At 41.0% G+C, this 17,928-nt stretch carries 20 protein-coding genes; 15 read left to right on the top strand and 5 right to left on the bottom strand.

Going from position 1 to position 17,928, the window contains the following annotated elements; translation table 11 throughout:
• Positions 1–3: 3 nt before the first annotated feature.
• The 3 genes from LNTAR_RS06070 to LNTAR_RS06060 form a co-directional block, all read right to left on the bottom strand.
• Positions 4–789, bottom strand: a complete 786-nt coding sequence (locus LNTAR_RS06070) for a 3'-5' exonuclease (RefSeq protein WP_007277775.1) — start codon at positions 787–789, stop codon at positions 4–6.
• A gap of 20 nt (positions 790–809) precedes the next feature.
• Positions 810–1,502, bottom strand: coding sequence for a hypothetical protein (locus LNTAR_RS06065; RefSeq protein WP_007277774.1), 693 nt, complete (start codon positions 1,500–1,502; stop codon positions 810–812).
• Between the two features lie 86 nt (positions 1,503–1,588).
• Entirely contained in the window at positions 1,589–2,131 is a 543-nt protein-coding gene (locus LNTAR_RS06060) for an LOG family protein (RefSeq protein ID WP_157473313.1), read from the bottom strand.
• 126 nt (positions 2,132–2,257) lie between these two features.
• On the opposite strand from LNTAR_RS06060, the gene LNTAR_RS25240 reads away from it, so the two are divergent.
• The 11 genes from LNTAR_RS25240 (at position 2,258) to LNTAR_RS06005 (ending at position 12,907) form a co-directional block, all read left to right on the top strand.
• Positions 2,258–3,475: a serine/threonine protein kinase gene (locus LNTAR_RS25240; RefSeq protein WP_007277772.1), complete on the top strand. Its 1,218-nt coding sequence runs from the start codon at positions 2,258–2,260 to the stop codon at positions 3,473–3,475.
• A gap of 15 nt (positions 3,476–3,490) precedes the next feature.
• On the top strand, positions 3,491–4,057 hold the full coding sequence (locus tag LNTAR_RS06050) for a sigma-70 family RNA polymerase sigma factor (RefSeq protein ID WP_007277771.1): 567 nt from the start codon (positions 3,491–3,493) through the stop codon (positions 4,055–4,057).
• On the top strand, positions 4,054–4,314 hold the full coding sequence (locus LNTAR_RS06045; RefSeq protein WP_007277770.1) for a hypothetical protein: 261 nt from the start codon (positions 4,054–4,056) through the stop codon (positions 4,312–4,314). Before LNTAR_RS06050 ends, LNTAR_RS06045 begins: the two co-directional genes overlap by 4 nt.
• A 171-nt stretch (positions 4,315–4,485) precedes the next feature.
• Positions 4,486–5,286, top strand: a complete 801-nt coding sequence (locus LNTAR_RS06040; RefSeq protein ID WP_007277768.1) for an enoyl-ACP reductase FabI — start codon at positions 4,486–4,488, stop codon at positions 5,284–5,286.
• Positions 5,286–6,290, top strand: coding sequence for an aspartate-semialdehyde dehydrogenase (locus LNTAR_RS06035; protein WP_007277767.1), 1,005 nt, complete (start codon positions 5,286–5,288; stop codon positions 6,288–6,290). The genes LNTAR_RS06040 and LNTAR_RS06035 overlap by 1 nt, the downstream gene beginning before the upstream one ends.
• Position 6,291: 1 nt before the next feature.
• A complete protein-coding gene (gene tyrS / locus LNTAR_RS06030) occupies positions 6,292–7,566 on the top strand; it encodes a tyrosine--tRNA ligase (protein WP_007277766.1) in 1,275 nt (424 codons plus the stop codon).
• Positions 7,567–7,704: 138 nt separating this feature from the next.
• A complete protein-coding gene (gene coaE / locus LNTAR_RS06025) occupies positions 7,705–8,289 on the top strand; it encodes a dephospho-CoA kinase (protein ID WP_007277765.1) in 585 nt (194 codons plus the stop codon).
• An 8-nt stretch (positions 8,290–8,297) separates the two neighbouring features.
• Positions 8,298–10,139, top strand: coding sequence for a transcription termination factor Rho (gene rho / locus LNTAR_RS06020; RefSeq protein WP_007277764.1), 1,842 nt, complete (start codon positions 8,298–8,300; stop codon positions 10,137–10,139).
• A 56-nt stretch (positions 10,140–10,195) separates the two neighbouring features.
• Positions 10,196–11,176, top strand: a complete 981-nt coding sequence (locus tag LNTAR_RS06015; RefSeq protein ID WP_007277763.1) for a hypothetical protein — start codon at positions 10,196–10,198, stop codon at positions 11,174–11,176.
• A gap of 98 nt (positions 11,177–11,274) precedes the next feature.
• Positions 11,275–12,297: a hypothetical protein gene (locus LNTAR_RS06010; protein ID WP_007277762.1), complete on the top strand. Its 1,023-nt coding sequence runs from the start codon at positions 11,275–11,277 to the stop codon at positions 12,295–12,297.
• Between the two features lie 25 nt (positions 12,298–12,322).
• Positions 12,323–12,907 carry an LURP-one-related/scramblase family protein gene (locus LNTAR_RS06005; protein WP_007277761.1) on the top strand — a complete coding sequence of 195 codons (585 nt, stop codon included), beginning with the start codon at positions 12,323–12,325 and terminating at the stop codon, positions 12,905–12,907.
• Between the two features lie 184 nt (positions 12,908–13,091).
• Here the strand turns inward: LNTAR_RS06005 and LNTAR_RS06000 are convergent, their stop codons facing one another.
• Positions 13,092–14,222 (bottom strand): serine hydrolase domain-containing protein, encoded by a 1,131-nt coding sequence (locus LNTAR_RS06000; protein WP_083799968.1) that lies wholly within the window; start codon positions 14,220–14,222, stop codon positions 13,092–13,094.
• Positions 14,223–14,279: 57 nt separating this feature from the next.
• On the opposite strand from LNTAR_RS06000, the gene LNTAR_RS25235 reads away from it, so the two are divergent.
• The 4 genes from LNTAR_RS25235 (at position 14,280) to secG (ending at position 16,833) form a co-directional block, all read left to right on the top strand.
• The gene (locus tag LNTAR_RS25235; protein ID WP_157473310.1) at positions 14,280–14,630 is read left to right on the top strand and encodes a sirohydrochlorin chelatase; all 351 of its coding nucleotides are present in this window, start codon (positions 14,280–14,282) and stop codon (positions 14,628–14,630) included.
• A gap of 131 nt (positions 14,631–14,761) precedes the next feature.
• The gene (locus tag LNTAR_RS05990; protein ID WP_007277758.1) at positions 14,762–15,634 is read left to right on the top strand and encodes an alpha/beta fold hydrolase; all 873 of its coding nucleotides are present in this window, start codon (positions 14,762–14,764) and stop codon (positions 15,632–15,634) included.
• A gap of 15 nt (positions 15,635–15,649) precedes the next feature.
• Positions 15,650–16,420: a triose-phosphate isomerase gene (gene tpiA / locus LNTAR_RS05985; protein WP_007277757.1), complete on the top strand. Its 771-nt coding sequence runs from the start codon at positions 15,650–15,652 to the stop codon at positions 16,418–16,420.
• A gap of 65 nt (positions 16,421–16,485) precedes the next feature.
• Entirely contained in the window at positions 16,486–16,833 is a 348-nt protein-coding gene (gene secG / locus LNTAR_RS25230; RefSeq protein WP_007277756.1) for a preprotein translocase subunit SecG, read from the top strand.
• 301 nt (positions 16,834–17,134) lie between these two features.
• Here secG and LNTAR_RS05975 read toward each other — a convergent pair whose 3' ends face one another.
• Entirely contained in the window at positions 17,135–17,812 is a 678-nt protein-coding gene (locus LNTAR_RS05975; RefSeq protein ID WP_007277755.1) for a helix-turn-helix domain-containing protein, read from the bottom strand.
• Positions 17,813–17,928 lie beyond the last annotated feature (116 nt).

Here is a 17,928-nt window from a genome sequence, read left to right as displayed (position 1 = left end):
TACTTAACTTGAAGTTGTGTTTTTTGATGGATAGATGCCTTTGTCAATGGCATTTTGAATGATGCGTTTGGTGTCTTCAGGAAATTCCCCACGGAGAATCCAGTCTAGGTAGCCACGATCGGTTTTTACCAAATCTTTAAGCAGCTTACCTTGGTTTTTACCAAAACCGATTGAAGCATCTTCACCCTTCCAATGAAGACGACCATTCATGTCGACCCAGCGTTCGTCTTTGCAGTACTCTGCAAGCTTTGCCATGTCGTTTTCTAAGTCGTCATACATGTCGAGTTGTCCTTCGAGGACATCGATTGTAGCAATTACATCATTTTCGGCTGCATGGGCGCCTTCCAGGTCCTTTTTGCAATAGAAACGCAAAGCGGCTTCCAGGGTGCGGGGCTCCTTTTTATGAAAGATTCTCTGTACATCCACCAAATCGTGGGCCGAAGCGTCAAAACTTATTCCTGCGCGCTTAAATTCCTCAGTCAATACACGCAAGTCAAAGCGCATTATATTGTAGCCTGAGATGTCGCAGCCTTCAAAAAATTTATAAATCCCTTTCGCCATTTGCTTAAAAGTGGGCTCATCTTTCACATCTTCGTCAGTAATTCCCGTGATTTCAGAAGCTTCAGAGGAGATTGGTTTTTCAGGGTTGACGCGGCGAGTTTTAATGTCGCGTTTGCCATCAGGATGAACCTTGATGCAGCATATCTCGATGATTCGGTCTTCTGTAGGGTTGAGCCCTGTAGTCTCCAAATCGAAAAAAACGATGGGTCGCTGTAGATTAAGTTTCATGTTTTGTCCTGCTTTAGCCCTTAGTTTGAGGGAGTTTTATTTGCTTTTTCTAAAGAAATAATATGCTCATTAATATGTTTTTCGCATGTGATAATAATTTCTTTAAATGATTTTTCCATTAAATCGACGAATGAGGCACCTCTTTTTGCATCGCCAATATTTTCTAGTGTGATTTGTGGGATCGTGATCTCGGTAATGTTCTTGCCTTGAATAAAATGGAGTTTCGTATTGGTGAAAGTCATTTTTTCTAAAGCAAAATACTTGTGTTCGTCTTCAAGACCACGACTTTTGATATCTTCAATAATACCGCGTTCACGAGTCGCGAATTCACTGATATTTTTCATGATCTCGCGGTAATTTCGCCCTTCTTTTTCCTCCCAGAAAATTTCGATTGTATCACTCTCGAAGTTTTCGATGATAACCACGTCATCAGTTACCGAAGAAGGCTTGATTTTCATTTGAGCTGTAGCCATTTTGAGCGCAAGAGGTGCCGACGAACCCTTTGGGCTCGCAATCATAAGTTTTTTTAGTTCTGCTTTGCCGGTAATGAGGCTTAAGCTGGAGCGTGAGATTTCAGCATCAGTTCCAGTGATATTGTGAGTGACTTGGTTTACGGTCTTTTTGATGATGAACCCCATAGACGACAAGGCAATCAATAAAGATAAGATAGTCGCTATGGTGATGATGATAAAGAAAGAGAACTTTTTGTTCATGATGTTTGTCCTAAGATTCGAAGTCAAAAAATGATCTTCAAGGTAAGCGGATTTCATTAAGATTCAATTGAATCTGAGGCTTATTTTTATTTCAGTATAGAGTCTAAAATAGACTGGGGTTTTTCGTGCACTTCCCACATATCACTAGAGTCGTGAGCCATGAAGTTTTCCGAGATGGCAGAATCCAGCATTTGTATGAGTGGATTATAATAGGATCTTGTATTTAAAATCATAAGTTTTCCCTTGTATAGATTAAGTTGTTTCCAGGTGAGGGCTTCCATAAATTCTTCTAGAGTTCCGCAGCCACCTGCAAGTGCAATAGCTAGATCGCAATCTTCCAGCAATTTGTCTTTACGTTCATGAATGGTTTTTACGACATGCATGCTCGGGACATGGGGGTGTTGCCATTCTCTTTCAATCATAAAGTGCGGTATAAAACCTTTAATGTTACCACCATGTTTGATCATGCTGTCGGCGAGTGCACCCATGAGGCCGCTAGCACCTCCTCCGTAAGAGACAGTACAGTCGATAGCAGATAAAAGTTGTCCGAGTTCAGTGGCGGCGTCAAAGTAGTCTTGGTGGATGTTGGGACTGGAAGCGCAGTAAACGGTGATTTTAAGTTGTTTCATATTGACCATAAATGTTTAAATTTGTGTAAATTACTTGATCCTTAAAAGAAAATTAAGATTTTAGTTCTTGCATGTGTTGATCGCTTTATGTATAATCGAAAGATTATTATACATGCAGGTATGTGAATGGCACAAGAAGAATCGGTTGAAAATCAAAGTATGGCGACGCAATTGCCTGAAGAACTTTTGGCAAAGCTCAGGGAAGCTAATGAGTCAAATGCTGATTCAGGTTTTAATATTGCCTCGAATTTCTCTGACCGCTACGAATTAGGATTAGTCTTAGGTGAGGGCGGTGCCGGTCGCGTTATTGCAGCATACGATAAAAATGTTCGTCGTCGAGTAGCGATTAAATTTATCCGCTCTGATAAGGCCAGTGAAATTGCCCTTCGATATTTTCTTAAAGAAGCAAAAATCACAGGACAGCTTCAGCATCCACATATTATTCCCTTGTACGAATTGGGCATGACTGAGAATGAAGAGATTTATTATGTAATGAAGCTTGTTCAAGGTGTGACTCTTGATGAAATTCTAGAAGGCATTCGCATTGGTGATAAAGATATGATTGAACGTTTTCCCTTGCCGAGTTTGATGAAAATATTCCGTAGAGTTTGTGAAGCGGTTTCTTATGCTCATGCAAAGGGAGTGGTGCATCTCGACCTCAAGCCAGATAATATTCTAGTGGGTTACTTAGGTGATGTTCAGGTAACGGACTGGGGCTTAGCTCGTTTGCGACGTGGTATGGAAGATATGTCTGAATTGGAGTTGGTTGATATTGATGAAGATGTGGATTTCATCATTGATTCAGAAAAAGAAAAAGTTATTGGGACCCCTGCTTTTATGTCGCCCGAGCAAGCGATTGGTAATTCTGATCTCGTGGGGACTCGTAGCGATGTTTATGCACTCGGGGGGATATTATATAAGATTTTAACCCTGCGTGCACCCGCGAATGGTAAGACGACTACCGCAGTTTTACGTCGTAAATTGAATGAAAAAATCAAACACCCATTACTTTACAGTGAGGAAGCCGTTGGCGACAATCCAGATAATGTGAAGCTCATCCACTTGCCCAATTGTCGAGTGCCTCGTTCGCTCGCCGCAATCTGTATGAAAGCTTTGGATGAGAAATTAATTGAACGTTATCAAAAAGTTGGTGATTTGATGCGCGATGTTGAGGTCTATATGGCGGGTTATATTCCCGACGCCGACAAAGGGGCAGGTTTAAATCGTCATTTTTCTCAATTTATCTATAGGAATCAAAAAAGTATCGTTTTAGTGCTGATTTCTATCTTTGCTGTTTTGACAAGTATTATTATTCTTCTACTCTTGATACAGTATACAAAGTAAACAAGAGATTTTATCGTGAGCAAAGAGCGTGAACCCGAGTTTTGGGTAGAGGAATATTCCGATTATTTATTCGGCTTTGCTTACTCTCGACTCAATGATAGCCACAAAGCAGAAGATGTGGTGCAAGAAACTTTTTTAGCCGCAGTAAAATCCTTAGATAAGTTTGATGGGCGTGTCCCCGTGAAATTTTGGTTGCGCGGAATAATGAAAAATAAAATTATCGATAGCATTAAGCGCGATTTAAGAGAATTGAATGAAAGTGAACTCAATTCCTTCCCTGAAGTCAATAGTAAAATCTTTAAAACGGCAGGTGTTTTCTCTCGAAAAGTTGCCGATTGGGACTTTGATCCTTTCCAATCATTTGAGAAAGAAGAGTTTTGGCAGATCTTTAAAGCATGTTTAGAAAAAATGAATGAGCCTTTGAGAAGTATATACATGATGAAAGAGATTGACGGAATTGATGCAAAGCAAATTTGCGAAGAATTTAATATTAGCCATGCAAATTTATGGGTGATCACACACCGAGTCAGAAAGTCGATGAAAGTCTGCTTGAATAAGAATTGGGGCGATACGTACAAATGATTTTAACTTGTAAACAGATTGCTAGAAAAATGGCTGACCAAAAACTTCATAAAGCTTCGCCCATGCAGCGTTGGTGGATAAAGCTTCATATAAAAATGTGCGTGGTATGTGGTTCCTATCAGCGCGATGCCGAAAAATTTCAGCATGCAGAAAGTAAGTTTGCGGAGTTCGAAGAAGGGTGCCAAAAGAAATTAAACTCAGACTTCAAAGAAAAGCTCAAAGCTCAAGTTCGGCAATCACAAAAAGAAGAGAAATAGATCTTTTTGTTTCAAAATAAAAATTGCTTTTGTTGTCATAATCTTTCCTTAAATAATGCTTTCACTTGATCCTGTGATGAAAAAGATTTTTTTAATCTTTTTTTTCTCTTGAATTGTGCTACTATCTGCGAGTTTAAAATATAAAATCCCAACAACTTACGGAGTTTAGCCATGTTAATGAAAGGCAAAAAAGGTGTTATCCTTGGTGTAGCAAATCACAGATCAATTGCATGGGGCATTTTTGAGTCCCTTAGAAATCAAGGTGCAGATATCACTTTGACCTACATGAATGATCGTATGAAAGATGGAGTTGAAAAACTCTTTAAAAAATTCGATATCAATGATGTAGAACTACTCGAATGTGATGTAACTAATCAAGAAACCATCGATTCAACTTTCAAAGCACTTGGCGAAAAACATGGCGAAATTGATTTTGTCGTACACTGTTTGGCTTTTGCTGACAAATCTGAGCTTGAAGGTGAGTTTTACAACACCAGTCGCGAAGGTTACGCGATGGCGGGTGAAGTAAGTTCTTTCTCTTTAGTGGCTATCTCTAAAGCGGCTCAGCCTTACCTCAGTGAGAGTGCGAGTATTGTGAGTTTGACTTACCTCGGTTCAGAAAGAATTTGTACTAACTACAATGTTATGGGCGTTGCGAAAGCAGGTTTAGAATGTAGCACGCGTTACTTAGCTAATGACCTCGGTCCTCAAGGCGTTCGTGTGAACTCAATTTCTGCCGGTCCAGTGAATACTCTTGCCGCTCGTGGTATCGCCGGCTTCACAAAGATGTTGACCATTCAAGAGAAAATCTCTCCTCTACGTCGTGTAAACACAATCGACGAGATTGGTGATGCAGCGATGTTCCTATGTTCTGACTTAAGTCGTGGTATCACTTCAGAAGTCATTCATGTTGATTGCGGGTTCAGCAATGTTGGCGTGGGCCCCATGGAAGCTTACAATCTGGAAAAATAATGATGAATAAACCTAATGTTGCAATTATGGGTGCCACTGGTGCAGTGGGTGCCGAACTTTTAGAATTACTCGAAGAGCGCAATTTTCCGCTCAACTCACTTAAACTTCTTGCTTCTGCTCGTTCAGCAGGCAAAAAGATCAATTTCCGTGGTGAAGACATCACTGTAGAAGAATTGACTCACGACTGTTTTGAAGGCGTAGATATTGTTCTTGCTTCTGCTGGTGGTTCACTTTCAAAAGAATACGCTCCTTCAGCGGTAAAAGCTGGTGCAGTGGTTGTTGATAATACATCGCACTACAGAATGGACCCAGAAGTTCCACTCGTTGTGCCAGAGATCAATCCTGAAGACATCAAATGGAACAAGGGTATTATTGCCAACCCGAACTGTTCAACAATTTTGATGGTGCTCGCTCTATGGCCGCTTCACAAGAAGTTTGGTGTGAAGAGAACTGTATGTTCAACTTATCAAGCGGCATCTGGTGCAGGTGCATTAGCTATGCAGGAACTCGAACAAGAGACTGCGGCTAAATTGCAAGGTGAAGACTTTGAGAATACAGTGATCAATCAGCCTTACGCATTTAACTTATTTCCACACAACTCTCCGATGAAAGAGAATGGTTACGTGGAAGAAGAGTTGAAGATGATGAATGAAACGAGCAAAATCTTTCATGAAGATTCAAAAGTAACAGCCACTTGCGTACGTGTACCTATTATGCGTGCTCACTCAGAGAGTTTGAATATCGAATTCGATAATGCTTACACAATCGAAGAAGCTTATGAAGTTCTCAGATCTGCTCCTGGTGTTGAAGTATTTGAAAACCGCGAAGAAAACCTTTGGGCAACTCCTTTAGATGTTTCCGGTAAAGACCCAGTTTACGTAGGTCGCCTCCGTCGCGATGTGACTCTTGATAATGGTCTTGAGTTATGGTTAGTTGGTGATCAGGTTCGCAAAGGCGCTGCTTTAAATGCAGTTCAAATTGCTGAGCTTCTTCTAGAGGGCTAGAATGGCTGACAATATTTACGATGAGCTCAAGTGGCGTGGACTTATTTTTCAAGAATCAGGTCAGGATGAGCTACGTTCATATCTAAGTGACGAAAAAATCAGCGTCTATTGTGGTTTTGATCCCACGGCAGATAGCTTACACATTGGTCACTTAGTGCCACTTATCACGCTGCGTCGTTTCCAAGAGTATGGTCATAGTGTTTTACCTTTGGCTGGCGGTGCTACGGGCATGATTGGTGACCCCAGTGGGAAAAGCCAAGAACGTAATCTTTTGAGTTCAGATGATATTGCTCATAATGTGGAAAGTATTAAGTCTCAGCTAAAACAAATTATTGATTTTAGTGGTGACTCAGCAACTTTGGTGAATAACTTTGACTGGATCTCTAAGATTAATATTATTGAATACCTCAGAGATATTGGTAAAAACTTTTCTGTTAACGTGATGATGAACCGCGATTCAGTTTCTTCTCGTCTCGAAGGTAAAGAAGCTGGGCTTTCTTACACAGAATTTAGTTACATGGTTCTTCAGGGCTATGACTTCCTTCACCTCAATCGCGAACATAATTGTACACTTCAGATTGGTGGTAGTGATCAGTGGGGCAACATGACTTCGGGTATGGATTTGATTCGCCGAAGCAATGGTAAGCGCTCTTTCTGCATGACAGTACCACTCATCATGAAATCTGACGGAACAAAGTTTGGTAAGACTGCGGGTGGATCAGTTTGGTTAGATCCTAAGCAAACTTGCCCCTACGACTTCTATCAGTACTGGTTTAATGTGGCCGATGCCGATGTGATTCGTTTTATTAAGTTCTTTACCTTCCTTCCTCAGGATGTCGTAGAAGCACTACAAGCTTCCGTTGAACAAGAACCTCATTTGCGCGAAGCGCAAAAGAAGCTCGCTTGGGAAATGACCACGATGATCCACGGCGAAGAAGAAGCGAAAAAAGCTATTTTTGCGGCTGCCGCACTTTTCGGGCGTGAAGACATTAGAGAAGTCGATGCAATCACTATGGATGCACTTCACAATGCAACCGAAGCTCCAAGTTTTTCTTCACTCGATGAAGTTGAAGGGATTCTCTCGCTCTTGACGGCGAGTGGCTTATGTAAATCATCTGGCGAAGCTCGCAAAATGGTTCAAGGAAATGGCATTAGCTTGAATAATGAAAAGGTAAAAGACTTCAGGTACAAGCCTGTACAAGAAGATCTTATCCATCAAACTTATTTAGTTTTGAGAAAGGGTAAGAAGGATTTTTCGGTAATAAAGTTTACTTAGCTCCTAGAAATTCTTTATCTAACGCTTGCAAAACAAAAGCCGTGTAATATTATTATTTAATGTTATACGGCTTTTGTCGTTATCTTTAGTTGAAACAAACAACTGTTTTTGTTCTCCCCCAATCATGAGAGATTTAATGTGATAAAAATCGGGCTTACCGGTGGCATCGGCTCCGGGAAAAGTACTGCTTTAAGTTTTTTTGAAGAATTTGGTTTCAATGTGCAGGATTGTGATGATGTTGTGGCCGAAATTTATCGCTCATGTGAAGATTTTAGAATGAATTTATTGACTCGTTTTGGCGAGCGAATATTAAGCGAAGGAAAAATAGATAAAAAGAAGATAGCTAAAATAGTTTTTGAAGATGAAAAAGAACGACAATGGCTAAATTCACAACTTCATCAACGAGTAAGGGATGAAGTTAAAAACAATTACCAAGAAGATAAAATCAACATAGTAGCCGTCCCTTTATTACACGAAGCAGGCTGGGACAAGAGTTTCGATTCAACGGTTTGCGTATGGTGTCCCCATACAACTCGTGTCGAACGTTTAAAGCAAAGAGGATTCTCACCACAGCAAAGTCAAGCACGTATTGACGCACAAATGTCGCAAGATGAAAAAATGGAACGATCAAACTTCGCAATTATTAATGATTTTGATATAAACAATTTAAGAGCTCAGTGTTTAGAGCTTAGTAAAAAATTTAAAAGTATAGATAAGAAATAAGGATATATATGTCTGAAGAAAACGCTGAACAAGCAGCAGCTCCAAAGAAAAGAGGGCGTCCGCCCAAGGCCAAAGCAGAAGCAACAAGTACAGAGGCTGCAGCAGCTCCAAAAAAACGAGGCCGCCCGGCAAAAGCTAAAGAAGAAAATACAGCAAGTGCAGCAGCAACTGCTCCAGAAAAAAAAGCTGGCCGTCCCGCTAAAGCTAAAGATGATTCAGCACCGGCTAATCCCAAGCCCGCGACCGAAGAAAAAGCACACAGCTCAGATAATAATAAAAGTTCAGACAAAGCCGTAGAGTCAAAAGATCAGCAAGGCGAATCTACGCAGGTGAATAAAAGCGATTCTTCTAAAGAGAACTCTGATTCAAAACAGAATTCTGGTCAAAACAACCAGAATAATCAGAACAATAACAATCGCCATAACAATAATAATCGTCACAACAACAATAATAACCGTAATAACCAGAATAATCGCAATAAAAACTGGAAGAATAATAACAATAATAAGAACCGCAATCGCAGTAGAAAGCGCAGTCCTTATCATGAACAAGATTTGATGATTGAAGAAGAGGAAGCGGCATTCGAAGGTGGGATTCCAGGGGCTAACCTCTCAGAAATTCAGCAGAAATCTATGGCTGAACTCAATGAGTTAGCTAACGCCCTAGAAGTTGAAGGTGTTGGTTCAATTGGTAAGCAACAGCTCGTTTATGAGATTCTTCAGGCACAAGCGTCTGACCAAGGTATTCTCTATGGTGGCGGTGTTTTAGAAGTTTTTAAAGAAGGCTACGGCTTTTTGCGTTCTTCAGAATACAGCTACATGCCGAGCCCTGAGGATATTTACTTAAGTCCCAAACAGGTGAGACGTTTCTCTCTCCGTACAGGTGATACGGTAATGGGTGCGGTACGTGCAGCTCAAGATCAAGAACGTTTCTTTGCGATGATCAAAGTTGATGCGATTAATGGTGAAGACCCCAAAGAGAAAAAGAATAAAATTCCTTTTGAATCTTTGACTCCAGATTTCCCTGAATACCGTATGCACATGGAAACGGAACCTACAAATCATAGTATGCGTGTCTTGGACTTAGTTGTTCCTGTTGGCGCGGGTCAGCGTGGTCTCATTGTAGCTCCACCTCGTACAGGTAAAACTGTTTTAATGCAGAGTATTGCCAATTCAATTGCGACAAATAATCCAGACTTCCACCTTATTGTTCTCTTAATTGATGAACGTCCAGAGGAAGTAACGGACATGAAGCGCAATGTGAAGGGTGAAGTGATCAGTTCAACTTTCGATGAGCCGCCTACACGCCACGTACAAGTTGCAGAAATGGTTATTGAAAAAGCTAAACGTATGGTTGAGCACGGTAAAAATGTGGTCGTACTTCTCGATAGTATCACTCGTTTGGCTCGTGCATATAATACGGTTCAGCCTCACTCAGGTAAAATCCTTTCGGGTGGTGTAGATGCTAATGCACTTCACAAACCCAAAAGATTCTTTGGTGCAGCACGTCGAATTCAAGAAGGCGGTAGCTTAACAATTCTAGCAACAGCACTCGTTGACACGGGTTCGAAAATGGACGAAGTTATTTTCGAGGAATTTAAAGGTACAGGTAACATGGAAATCTGCCTCGATAGAGGAATGATTGATAAGCGTATCTTCCCTGCCATTAATATCGAGAAATCAGGAGCTCGTAAAGAGGAACTATTGCTCGATCCAAAAGAGAAAGAACTCATGTGGAAGTTGAGGCGTGCGGCTATTTCAATGCCTACAACTGAAGGTATGAAAATTATTCTCAATGGTGTTAAGAAGACAAAGTCCAATGTTGAATTCTTAATGACGATGAATATATAAAATATTTTATTTGCTCGCTCATTAGAGCGAGCTTTTTACTAAACTAGGAGAGAAAGATGAAAAAATTAGCAATGCTCTGCGCATTGATGGTGGTGACAAGCTTAAACGCTTCTCAAGAAATGCTTAAGTTGATGCCAGCAACAAATAAACTCGTAATGCTTTTTGATATTAGCAGAAGTTTACAAATTCCTTTAATTGCAGAAGGTCTTGACGCTGCAAACCAAGATCCTCAAGTTCAACAGTTTATTAAAGCGACTGGCTTTAGCATCAAAGATTGCAAAAAGTTAGCTATGAGCATGGATTTGAATGTAAGCACTGGTCAGCCAAACGAAGCCTCGGCAATTATGTTAGTTGAACTCAACAAATCAGTTGATCTAGACAAAATCATTGCTGCTGGAATGAAAAATAACGCAGCAGTAAAATTCCAAAAACAGGATGTAAACGGTAAAAGTTTCTATCTCTTAGAGAATAAAGAAATGGCGACACCAGGTATGAACGAATTAGGCATGGCGCTTGTTCAAGATAAGCTTTTAGCTGTTGGTGCTCCAGGTGCGGTTAAATCGCAATTAGGTGCTCAAAGTTCGAATAATTTGACGAGCAACGCCAACCTCATGAAGCTTTTAAAAGGTAATGCGGGTGTTTTTACTCTTGCAGTTGATACTTCCGAGCAGGCAGCGCCAGTTCCCGGTCAACAGCCTAGCCCCTTAGCAAGCGTTAAAGGCATAGCTTTAAGTGGCGACATGAAAGAAGGTGACCTGTTTGTTAACTTAAATGCTGAATGCTTCCAAGCAGATCAAGCTGCAGGCCTCATGTTCATGTACAACATGATGGTGGTTCCAAACTTGAGTAGCCCTCAGTCGCCAATTAAAGCGAACGAGTTAACTGCCGTTGCCGACAAGAGCATGGTGAAAGTTCAGCTTCATTTAACAAAAGCTCGTTTAGTTGAGATTCAAAAACAAGTTGAAGCAATGAAACAAGCACAAAGTTTGGGTGCGAGTGCCAATCAAGCACCGATTGGGCAGAATCCCCTCAAATAAGCCTAAAAAAACATAGGCTTAGATTAATGGCAAGATGACCTATTTCATCTTGCCATTATTGTATACGATACTTGTGATTTTAATTAGGACCCAAATTTATGAGGCTCTTCGCTCTAGCCCTGATCTTATTTGTTTTTAACGCTCATGCTGAAAACCCCAAACTCTTTCTCAAAAATGTTCCCATCAACAATAATTTAGTTGTTGGACTTGACCTCGAAGCCATCATTGCTCTGCAAAATAAGTTTGGCCTTACTGAGGCTGATGAACAAATTGAGACCTTCAAAGATTTTATGGGAATCGAACCCAGTCAGCTCAGTTCATTGATAATTGCGGGCAGTGGTGATTTTGCCAACCCCAATAATGAATCGGGCTTCATGCTCCTCAAAGGTAATGCCGCTCTTCACGCTGAGAAAGTTTTACACTCATTCTTCAATAAGCAAGAGGGCATGAAGGCGAAAGAAACCAAGTTTAATAATCACCCAGTCTACCTCGTGGAAACATCACAGATGTCCCAAGATCCTGTGGCTGCGACTCCCGCAATGCCAGTAAAGGATATCTACTTGAGTAACTTGTCTGAAGACACGCTCTTGGTGGGAACCAAAAAATCACTTAAAGAAGTCTTGAGTACGGTTAAGTTTGATAAAATGCTCAATATCACGTCGTCATCACAAATGATGAAAATTATGGATGATGAGCCCGCCTTATTATTTGTTGCTTTTAGTTTCGAAAACTTCCTCAGTACAACAGCGGGCCAAGCTCTTGCGATTAACCCTGTCGCGCAGGGTTTGGATATGGAATCTTTACTTGGCTTAATGTTTAATGCAGACTACAAAAAAGAAACGGGTCACAAGCTCAGTTTAAATTTAAGTTTTTTCTCAATTGATGCGAGAAAAGCTTTCGAAACAAAAGTCAAGCAATTGCGTAATCAGCAACAAGAAGCCATTCAGCATGGTAAGCTCGAAATTAGTGGGGGCTCCAATAAGCTCTCAGTTACTTATAGTCTAAGTGATGAGGACTTGAAGAATACGATTAAATCAATTCGCAGTCAAGTCTCTGGTGTCCCTCTTGAAGAGGTAGAAGAAATTGAAGAAGAATTAGAAATACCAGAAGAGATCGAATAAATCAACAAATGGAGAGGAGTGAAGGATGAGTGTATTAGCTAAAAATCTATTTTTAGTCAAAGAACATGTGGGGATGTTTAAATCGGCTAATAATTATGATATTTACGACCCTGATACGGGAGAGATGATCATGGAATGTCGTGAGAATACTCTAGGGTTTTTTACTAAGTTATTGCGTTTTAGTGATTACAAAAGAATGACGCCCTTTAACGTTGAGATTAGCGATGCTCAAGGAAATTTATTACTTACCGTCAGTCGTGGTGTTTCGATTTTTCTCTCTGATGTCAAAGTTCATGATGGTGAAGGAAAGCTCTTAGGTGGCTTTAAACAAAAGTTTTTCTCTATCGGTGGTAAGTTTGATGTGCAAGATCCCTCAGGAAAAACACTCTGTAATTTGAAAGGCAACTGGACTGGCTGGGATTTTCGTTTCTTAGCAGGTGAACGTCAGCTCGCTCAAGTGTCAAAAGAATGGGCCGGCCTCGGCAAAGAAATGTTTACCAGTGCCGACAATTATGTTTTGAATATTGCGGATGATGTCGCAACAGAAGCCCCTGTTCGCAAGTTAATTATGGCAGCAGTTATGTGCATCGACATGGTACTGAAAGAATAGGCCCGTTCGCAGTAGATCACTGCATATTCAGTCAAAAACTTTTTACCTTAAACCTAAACGAGCGCAGCGAGTGCAACCTAAGGCAACTTGTTGCCGCAACCTAAGCGCGAGCGCCAGCGCCACCTAAGGACGAAGTGCGCCTCCTAAACGAGCGCAGCCTAAGCCGAAGGCGCTCCCCCTCAGACTAAAAATCCAAATCTAAATCCGTGTAGATCGCATCATTCATAGCTTTGAGCCTTTTGTTGTGCTCATATTCACCCGGCATGCCATTAAAGACAAAGCAAACCACTAAATCGTGCTCTGGGTCCACGTAGGCAGCAGAAGATTGATTACCATTATGCCCAAAAGTCTCTTCCGAGCAGTAGCTACCAAAGCTATAGGGGTAGGAACGGTTGTGGCATTTTGAATCGATCATGAAACCTAGGCCCCAGTCAATCGTCTTGTTAAAAGTGAGATCGAGCAAACCTTCGCGTTGGCGAGTTACGAGTTCTTCAACCGTGCGTTCGCTCATCAGGCGTTTGCCTTCGTAACTTCCTTTATAGAGTAACATTTCCATAAATGTGGCTAACTCTTTCATGGGGCCTCGACCAGAAGCGCCGGGACGGACTAAGTTGACGCTATCAAAGTATTTTTCTAGTGAAGAGTAGGGGGTTTGAGTGTCGGTTCGATAGAGACCTGAAATATCGAGGCCTGAATTGAGGTACAGATCTTTTGTCATGCTGATTCCACTGTGCTTCATACCGAGAGGAAGCAAGATCTCTTCTTGGAGGAATTGGTCCAGAGGGCGACCGTCTAGAATTCTGACGATTTCGCCAAGGATTAACCAACTCGTGCCAATGTGGTAACCGGCTTTTTCTCCAGGAGTCCAGTCGCTCTCGATAGGCATTTTTGCGATGGCCGCAACAGTTTCTTCCCAAGTCAGTTTATCCCACTGCAATGGCAGTAGGCGAATGCCGGAAGTATGTGTGAGTAGATGTTTAATTGTAATGCTTTCTTTACCATGGCAGGCAAAAGAGGGGAGGATATTTCCCACCAGCTGATCATAAGTGAGTGAGCGCCGTTCATGTAAAATGGCAATGGCGACTGCTGTGAGCATTTTTGAACAGGACATCCACGGTAAAACTGTATCGGGACTGAGCATTTTTTTCTCATCAATTGAGTCCGGGTGACTCTTGCCAATTGCGAAGTCCGCAAGTTTTTCGGAGTCTTGTGAAATGTATACTTGGGCACCAAAATGCAGATTTGCTTCGATACCTTCGCGAATAACTTTTTGTGTGTTTGAAAATTGCTCTAAGCCGAACATATGTTCTTCCATATAATTTTTATTTTGTGCAACTTAGCAGATTTAGCTATAATTAAAAAAGGAGCTCCTTTGAAAAAAAGCTGTATTTTTCTTCTTCACGGAAGCCGTAAGCCCAAACAGGGCGAAATTGAAGGTATTATTGAATCACTAGAACTCGAAGAGGGCATGCGATCACATATTGCCTACCTCGAATTGCAGGAACCTTCTTTCAGTCATGTCCTCGAGCATTGTAAAGACGATGACGAAGTCCATATCCTTCCGCTATTTGTATTGGAAGGTCGTCATGTGCGAGAAGATATCCCAGAGATTACTGCAGATTTAAAGAAAGAAGCTCCACATATTAACTTTGTTGTTCATCCGCATATAGGTCAATGGTCACTCTTTGTTGAGATGCTCAATAAGAAAATAAAGGATCTCTAAGCGAGCCTTTGCCTTCTATGACAGAAGTTCTCATGAGAAAGCCACAAAAAAAGGCTATCTCAAGGCAGAATTAATATGAAATGCAATTACTTTCCATTCTTGATTATTGAATATTAAAATTTTGGTTTTGAATGAAAGAAAAATTGCAGGAAATCAAAGATTTATACCCCTTTGAGCCTAAAGACTTAAAAGTAGAAGGCCAGCACCGCCTTTCTTATGTAGATGAAGGTGAAGGACAAGTGATGCTCATGGTTCACGGCAATCCTACATGGTCATTCTTTTACCGAGATCTTATTAATGAGTTTTCAAAAACTCACCGAACCGTGGCTCTCGATAATATTGGTTGTGGCACTTCTGACAAGCCACAAGACTATGATTACACTTTAGAAAATCATATTTCGAATTTAGAAAAATTAGTCTTAGCCCTCGATTTAAAAGATATTACGCTTTGTGTTCACGACTGGGGCGGAGCTATTGGCACGGGTATGGCCACGCGTCACCCGGATAGAATTAAAAATATTATCGTTTTCAATACAGCGGCTTTCCGTTCGCAAAATATTCCCAAACGTATCGCACTCTGCCGTGTTCCATTCTTTGGCAAAGTGGCTGTAAGAGCCTTCAATGCTTTTGCGGGTTCCGCAACTTTTATGACCACAGTTAAGCCTTTGACTGATGAAGTGAAGCACGGCTTCTTGTTGCCTTACAACAATTGGGAAAATCGCATTGCCACCCACGAATTTGTTCTCGATATCCCACTCAGTGAAAATCACCGCTCCTACAAAACTTTATTGGCAGTAGAAGAGGGCTTGAGCCAGCTGAAAGATGTTCCCATGACCATTATTTGGGGAAAATATGATTGGTGCTTTGATATGACTTTCCTCGCTAAGTGGAAAGAGTTTTTCCCAAAAGCCAAAGTTCACGAAATGGAAGCGGGTCATTATCTCTTTGAAGATAAAGGCGAAGAAATCATTGAAATCATAAAAGAATTTATTAACAAAAACTAGACTAAGGAAAATAACATGAAAAGACGTTTATTTATTGCAGGTAACTGGAAGTTAAATAAAACTGCTGCTGAAACCACTGAGACAGTAGCTGACCTCAAAGCTAAACTCGCTGACTTTAACGGTTCGCTCGACGTAGCTTTATTTCCTCCATTCCTCTCAATTGCTGCGGGCCAAGCTGCTGCTGCAGGTTCTCCCATCGGTATCGGCGCACAGAACGTTCACTTTGCTGAATCAGGTGCTTACACGGGTGAGCTTTCAGCTGCTATGCTCAAAGAAGCGGGTATTGAGCTCGTTATCATTGGTCACTCTGAGCGTCGTCAGTACTTCGGCGAAACTAACGAGACAGTTAACCTCCGTACAAAAGCGGCTTTAGCTGCTGGCATCAAGCCTTTCGTATGTATCGGTGAAACTCTTGAAGAGCGCGAAGGCGGAAACATGGAGTCTGTTCTTAAAGCTCAGATCGTTGAAGGTTTTGCAGATATCACTGCTGAGCAAATGACTAACCTCGTTGTGGCTTACGAGCCAGTATGGGCAATCGGTACAGGTGTTACGGCAAGTCCAGAGCAAGCACAAGACACTCACGCTTACATCCGTAGCGAATTCGCGGCACTTTACGGTCAAGAAGTGGCTGACAAAGTGATCATTCAGTACGGTGGTTCAGTGAAGCCTGCTAACGTTGCTGAGCTCATGTCTTGCGAAGACATCGACGGTGCATTAGTTGGTGGCGCAAGTCTCAAAGCCGATGATTTTTCAGCTCTCATTTTAAACGCTGCAGCTCTTAGCTAATTGAGCTTGTAAATTATAGGGTCGGCTTTAATGTCTGCCCTATAATTATTACACGGAGAAATTTAATGAGTTCAGTATTACTCGCAATTGTTGTTTTGCTTGCTGTTTTGATCATCGTATCAGTGTTGATGCAACCCTCGAAAGCCGACGGTGGACTTGGCGGTTTAGCCTCGGGCATGACGTCTGATGTTTTGGGTGCTAGCTCAAATGACTTTTTAGCTAAGGCAACTTGGTGGATGTTCGGTATTTTTGTTGTGGCTTGCCTTTTCTTCGGAAAAATGAAAGCAACTGAAAATGCGGAAAAACTTCAAGAGAGGAACACTAAATCGGCTCTCGAACTAACGGTTCCAGCAAAAGCTGAAGAAGCAGCTCCAGCAAAAGCTGAAGAAGCAGCTCCAGCAAAAGCTGAATAAAATATTTCTTTAAAAATAAGATTCTTTTAAAGCTCTATTTAATAGAGCTTTTCTTTGTATTTGACTGAAATCAATGGTTTTATGTCTTTTATAAACATTTGTCGTTCTAATTGATGCCAATAATAATTGGCATTTTTTTTAAGCTACTTGTTGAAATATTATTTTAAATCAATATGTTTATAACGGTGGCTGTCTGATCCTCCTTTCCTCCATACCTCCCCTCCATTTCAGGCAGTCACCCTTTTTTATCCCCCTCCCTCAAAAATATGTCTGAATGATCCACATTGGATTTCAGTATTTCCTACATGAGCCAGTCGCGTTCCTTGCGAATTTGACTCGGGGATTTGTCCGCATGCTTTTTAAAGAAGTGGCTGAAACTCGCACAGTCAACAAACCCACAACTAGCAGCAATCAGTGAAATGGATTGCTCGCTATTCTCCAAGAGTGATTTTGCCTTTTGAAAGCGCAAACTTTTAACATAGGTCATAACGGAACCTAAATCATTGTCTTTAAAGAGTTTGATTAACTTCGTTTTATTCAGTTCAAACTCTTCACAAATGACTTCAATACTCAATTTATCATCGAGGTTATTTTGGATGTACTGTGTAATTTGTTCAATGATGCTTAGGCTGGATTGAGTCTGATCAGACGAAAGTGTTAATCTTTCCAAAATATATTGAGCGGACTTTTCCAGATAACTTTGTGACTTCTGCTGTAAAAAAAAGTCTTCGTAAATGAGTGCTAGACTCAACTCATCGGCTTCCTCTATATAAAGAGCGTCACTATTGGCCTGAATCATCAACACTTTGTGACTCTCGCTAACTTGCTTACACTCAAATTGATTCTCTTTAATCAATTCAAGATCGCCAACTGACCTAGCCCGATTCTCACCTTCACACATAATGACTAGCTCACCTTCTAAAAGTATGAGTAAGTGGCCAGTACTGAGGTCTTTAATATCTGTGGAAAAGCTTTTCATTATGCAATCTACTTGAGACCCTAAAGAAGTCAATTGAAATTTTTAAACAAAAATATTTGTTTATTTGTTGTAATTATCTTCTTTGTCGTTACTATTTAACAATCTTATCTAATAAT

The organism is Lentisphaera araneosa HTCC2155, from assembly GCF_000170755.1.
Classification (GTDB): Bacteria; Verrucomicrobiota; Lentisphaeria; order Lentisphaerales; family Lentisphaeraceae; genus Lentisphaera; species Lentisphaera araneosa.
This window is presented reverse-complemented; position numbering and strand designations above follow the sequence as displayed.

What these genes read in the sequence shown, in the direction of transcription:
- LNTAR_RS06015 (WP_007277763.1), top strand. Translation starts at nt 10,196, where the DNA reads ATGAAAAAATTAGCAATGCTCTGCGCATTGATGGTGGTGACAAGCTTA.
- LNTAR_RS06060 (WP_157473313.1), bottom strand. Translation starts at nt 2,131, where the DNA reads ATGAAACAACTTAAAATCACCGTTTACTGCGCTTCCAGTCCCAACATC.
- LNTAR_RS05990 (WP_007277758.1), top strand. Translation starts at nt 14,762, where the DNA reads ATGAAAGAAAAATTGCAGGAAATCAAAGATTTATACCCCTTTGAGCCT.
- LNTAR_RS06010 (WP_007277762.1), top strand. Translation starts at nt 11,275, where the DNA reads ATGAGGCTCTTCGCTCTAGCCCTGATCTTATTTGTTTTTAACGCTCAT.
- LNTAR_RS06040 (WP_007277768.1), top strand. Translation starts at nt 4,486, where the DNA reads ATGTTAATGAAAGGCAAAAAAGGTGTTATCCTTGGTGTAGCAAATCAC.
- tyrS (WP_007277766.1), top strand. Translation starts at nt 6,292, where the DNA reads ATGGCTGACAATATTTACGATGAGCTCAAGTGGCGTGGACTTATTTTT.
- LNTAR_RS05975 (WP_007277755.1), bottom strand. Translation starts at nt 17,812, where the DNA reads ATGAAAAGCTTTTCCACAGATATTAAAGACCTCAGTACTGGCCACTTA.
- LNTAR_RS06035 (WP_007277767.1), top strand. Translation starts at nt 5,286, where the DNA reads ATGATGAATAAACCTAATGTTGCAATTATGGGTGCCACTGGTGCAGTG.
- LNTAR_RS06005 (WP_007277761.1), top strand. Translation starts at nt 12,323, where the DNA reads ATGAGTGTATTAGCTAAAAATCTATTTTTAGTCAAAGAACATGTGGGG.
- LNTAR_RS06065 (WP_007277774.1), bottom strand. Translation starts at nt 1,502, where the DNA reads ATGAACAAAAAGTTCTCTTTCTTTATCATCATCACCATAGCGACTATC.
- rho (WP_007277764.1), top strand. Translation starts at nt 8,298, where the DNA reads ATGTCTGAAGAAAACGCTGAACAAGCAGCAGCTCCAAAGAAAAGAGGG.
- secG (WP_007277756.1), top strand. Translation starts at nt 16,486, where the DNA reads ATGAGTTCAGTATTACTCGCAATTGTTGTTTTGCTTGCTGTTTTGATC.
- tpiA (WP_007277757.1), top strand. Translation starts at nt 15,650, where the DNA reads ATGAAAAGACGTTTATTTATTGCAGGTAACTGGAAGTTAAATAAAACT.
- LNTAR_RS06045 (WP_007277770.1), top strand. Translation starts at nt 4,054, where the DNA reads ATGATTTTAACTTGTAAACAGATTGCTAGAAAAATGGCTGACCAAAAA.
- LNTAR_RS06070 (WP_007277775.1), bottom strand. Translation starts at nt 789, where the DNA reads ATGAAACTTAATCTACAGCGACCCATCGTTTTTTTCGATTTGGAGACT.
- LNTAR_RS25240 (WP_007277772.1), top strand. Translation starts at nt 2,258, where the DNA reads ATGGCACAAGAAGAATCGGTTGAAAATCAAAGTATGGCGACGCAATTG.
- LNTAR_RS06000 (WP_083799968.1), bottom strand. Translation starts at nt 14,222, where the DNA reads ATGGAAGAACATATGTTCGGCTTAGAGCAATTTTCAAACACACAAAAA.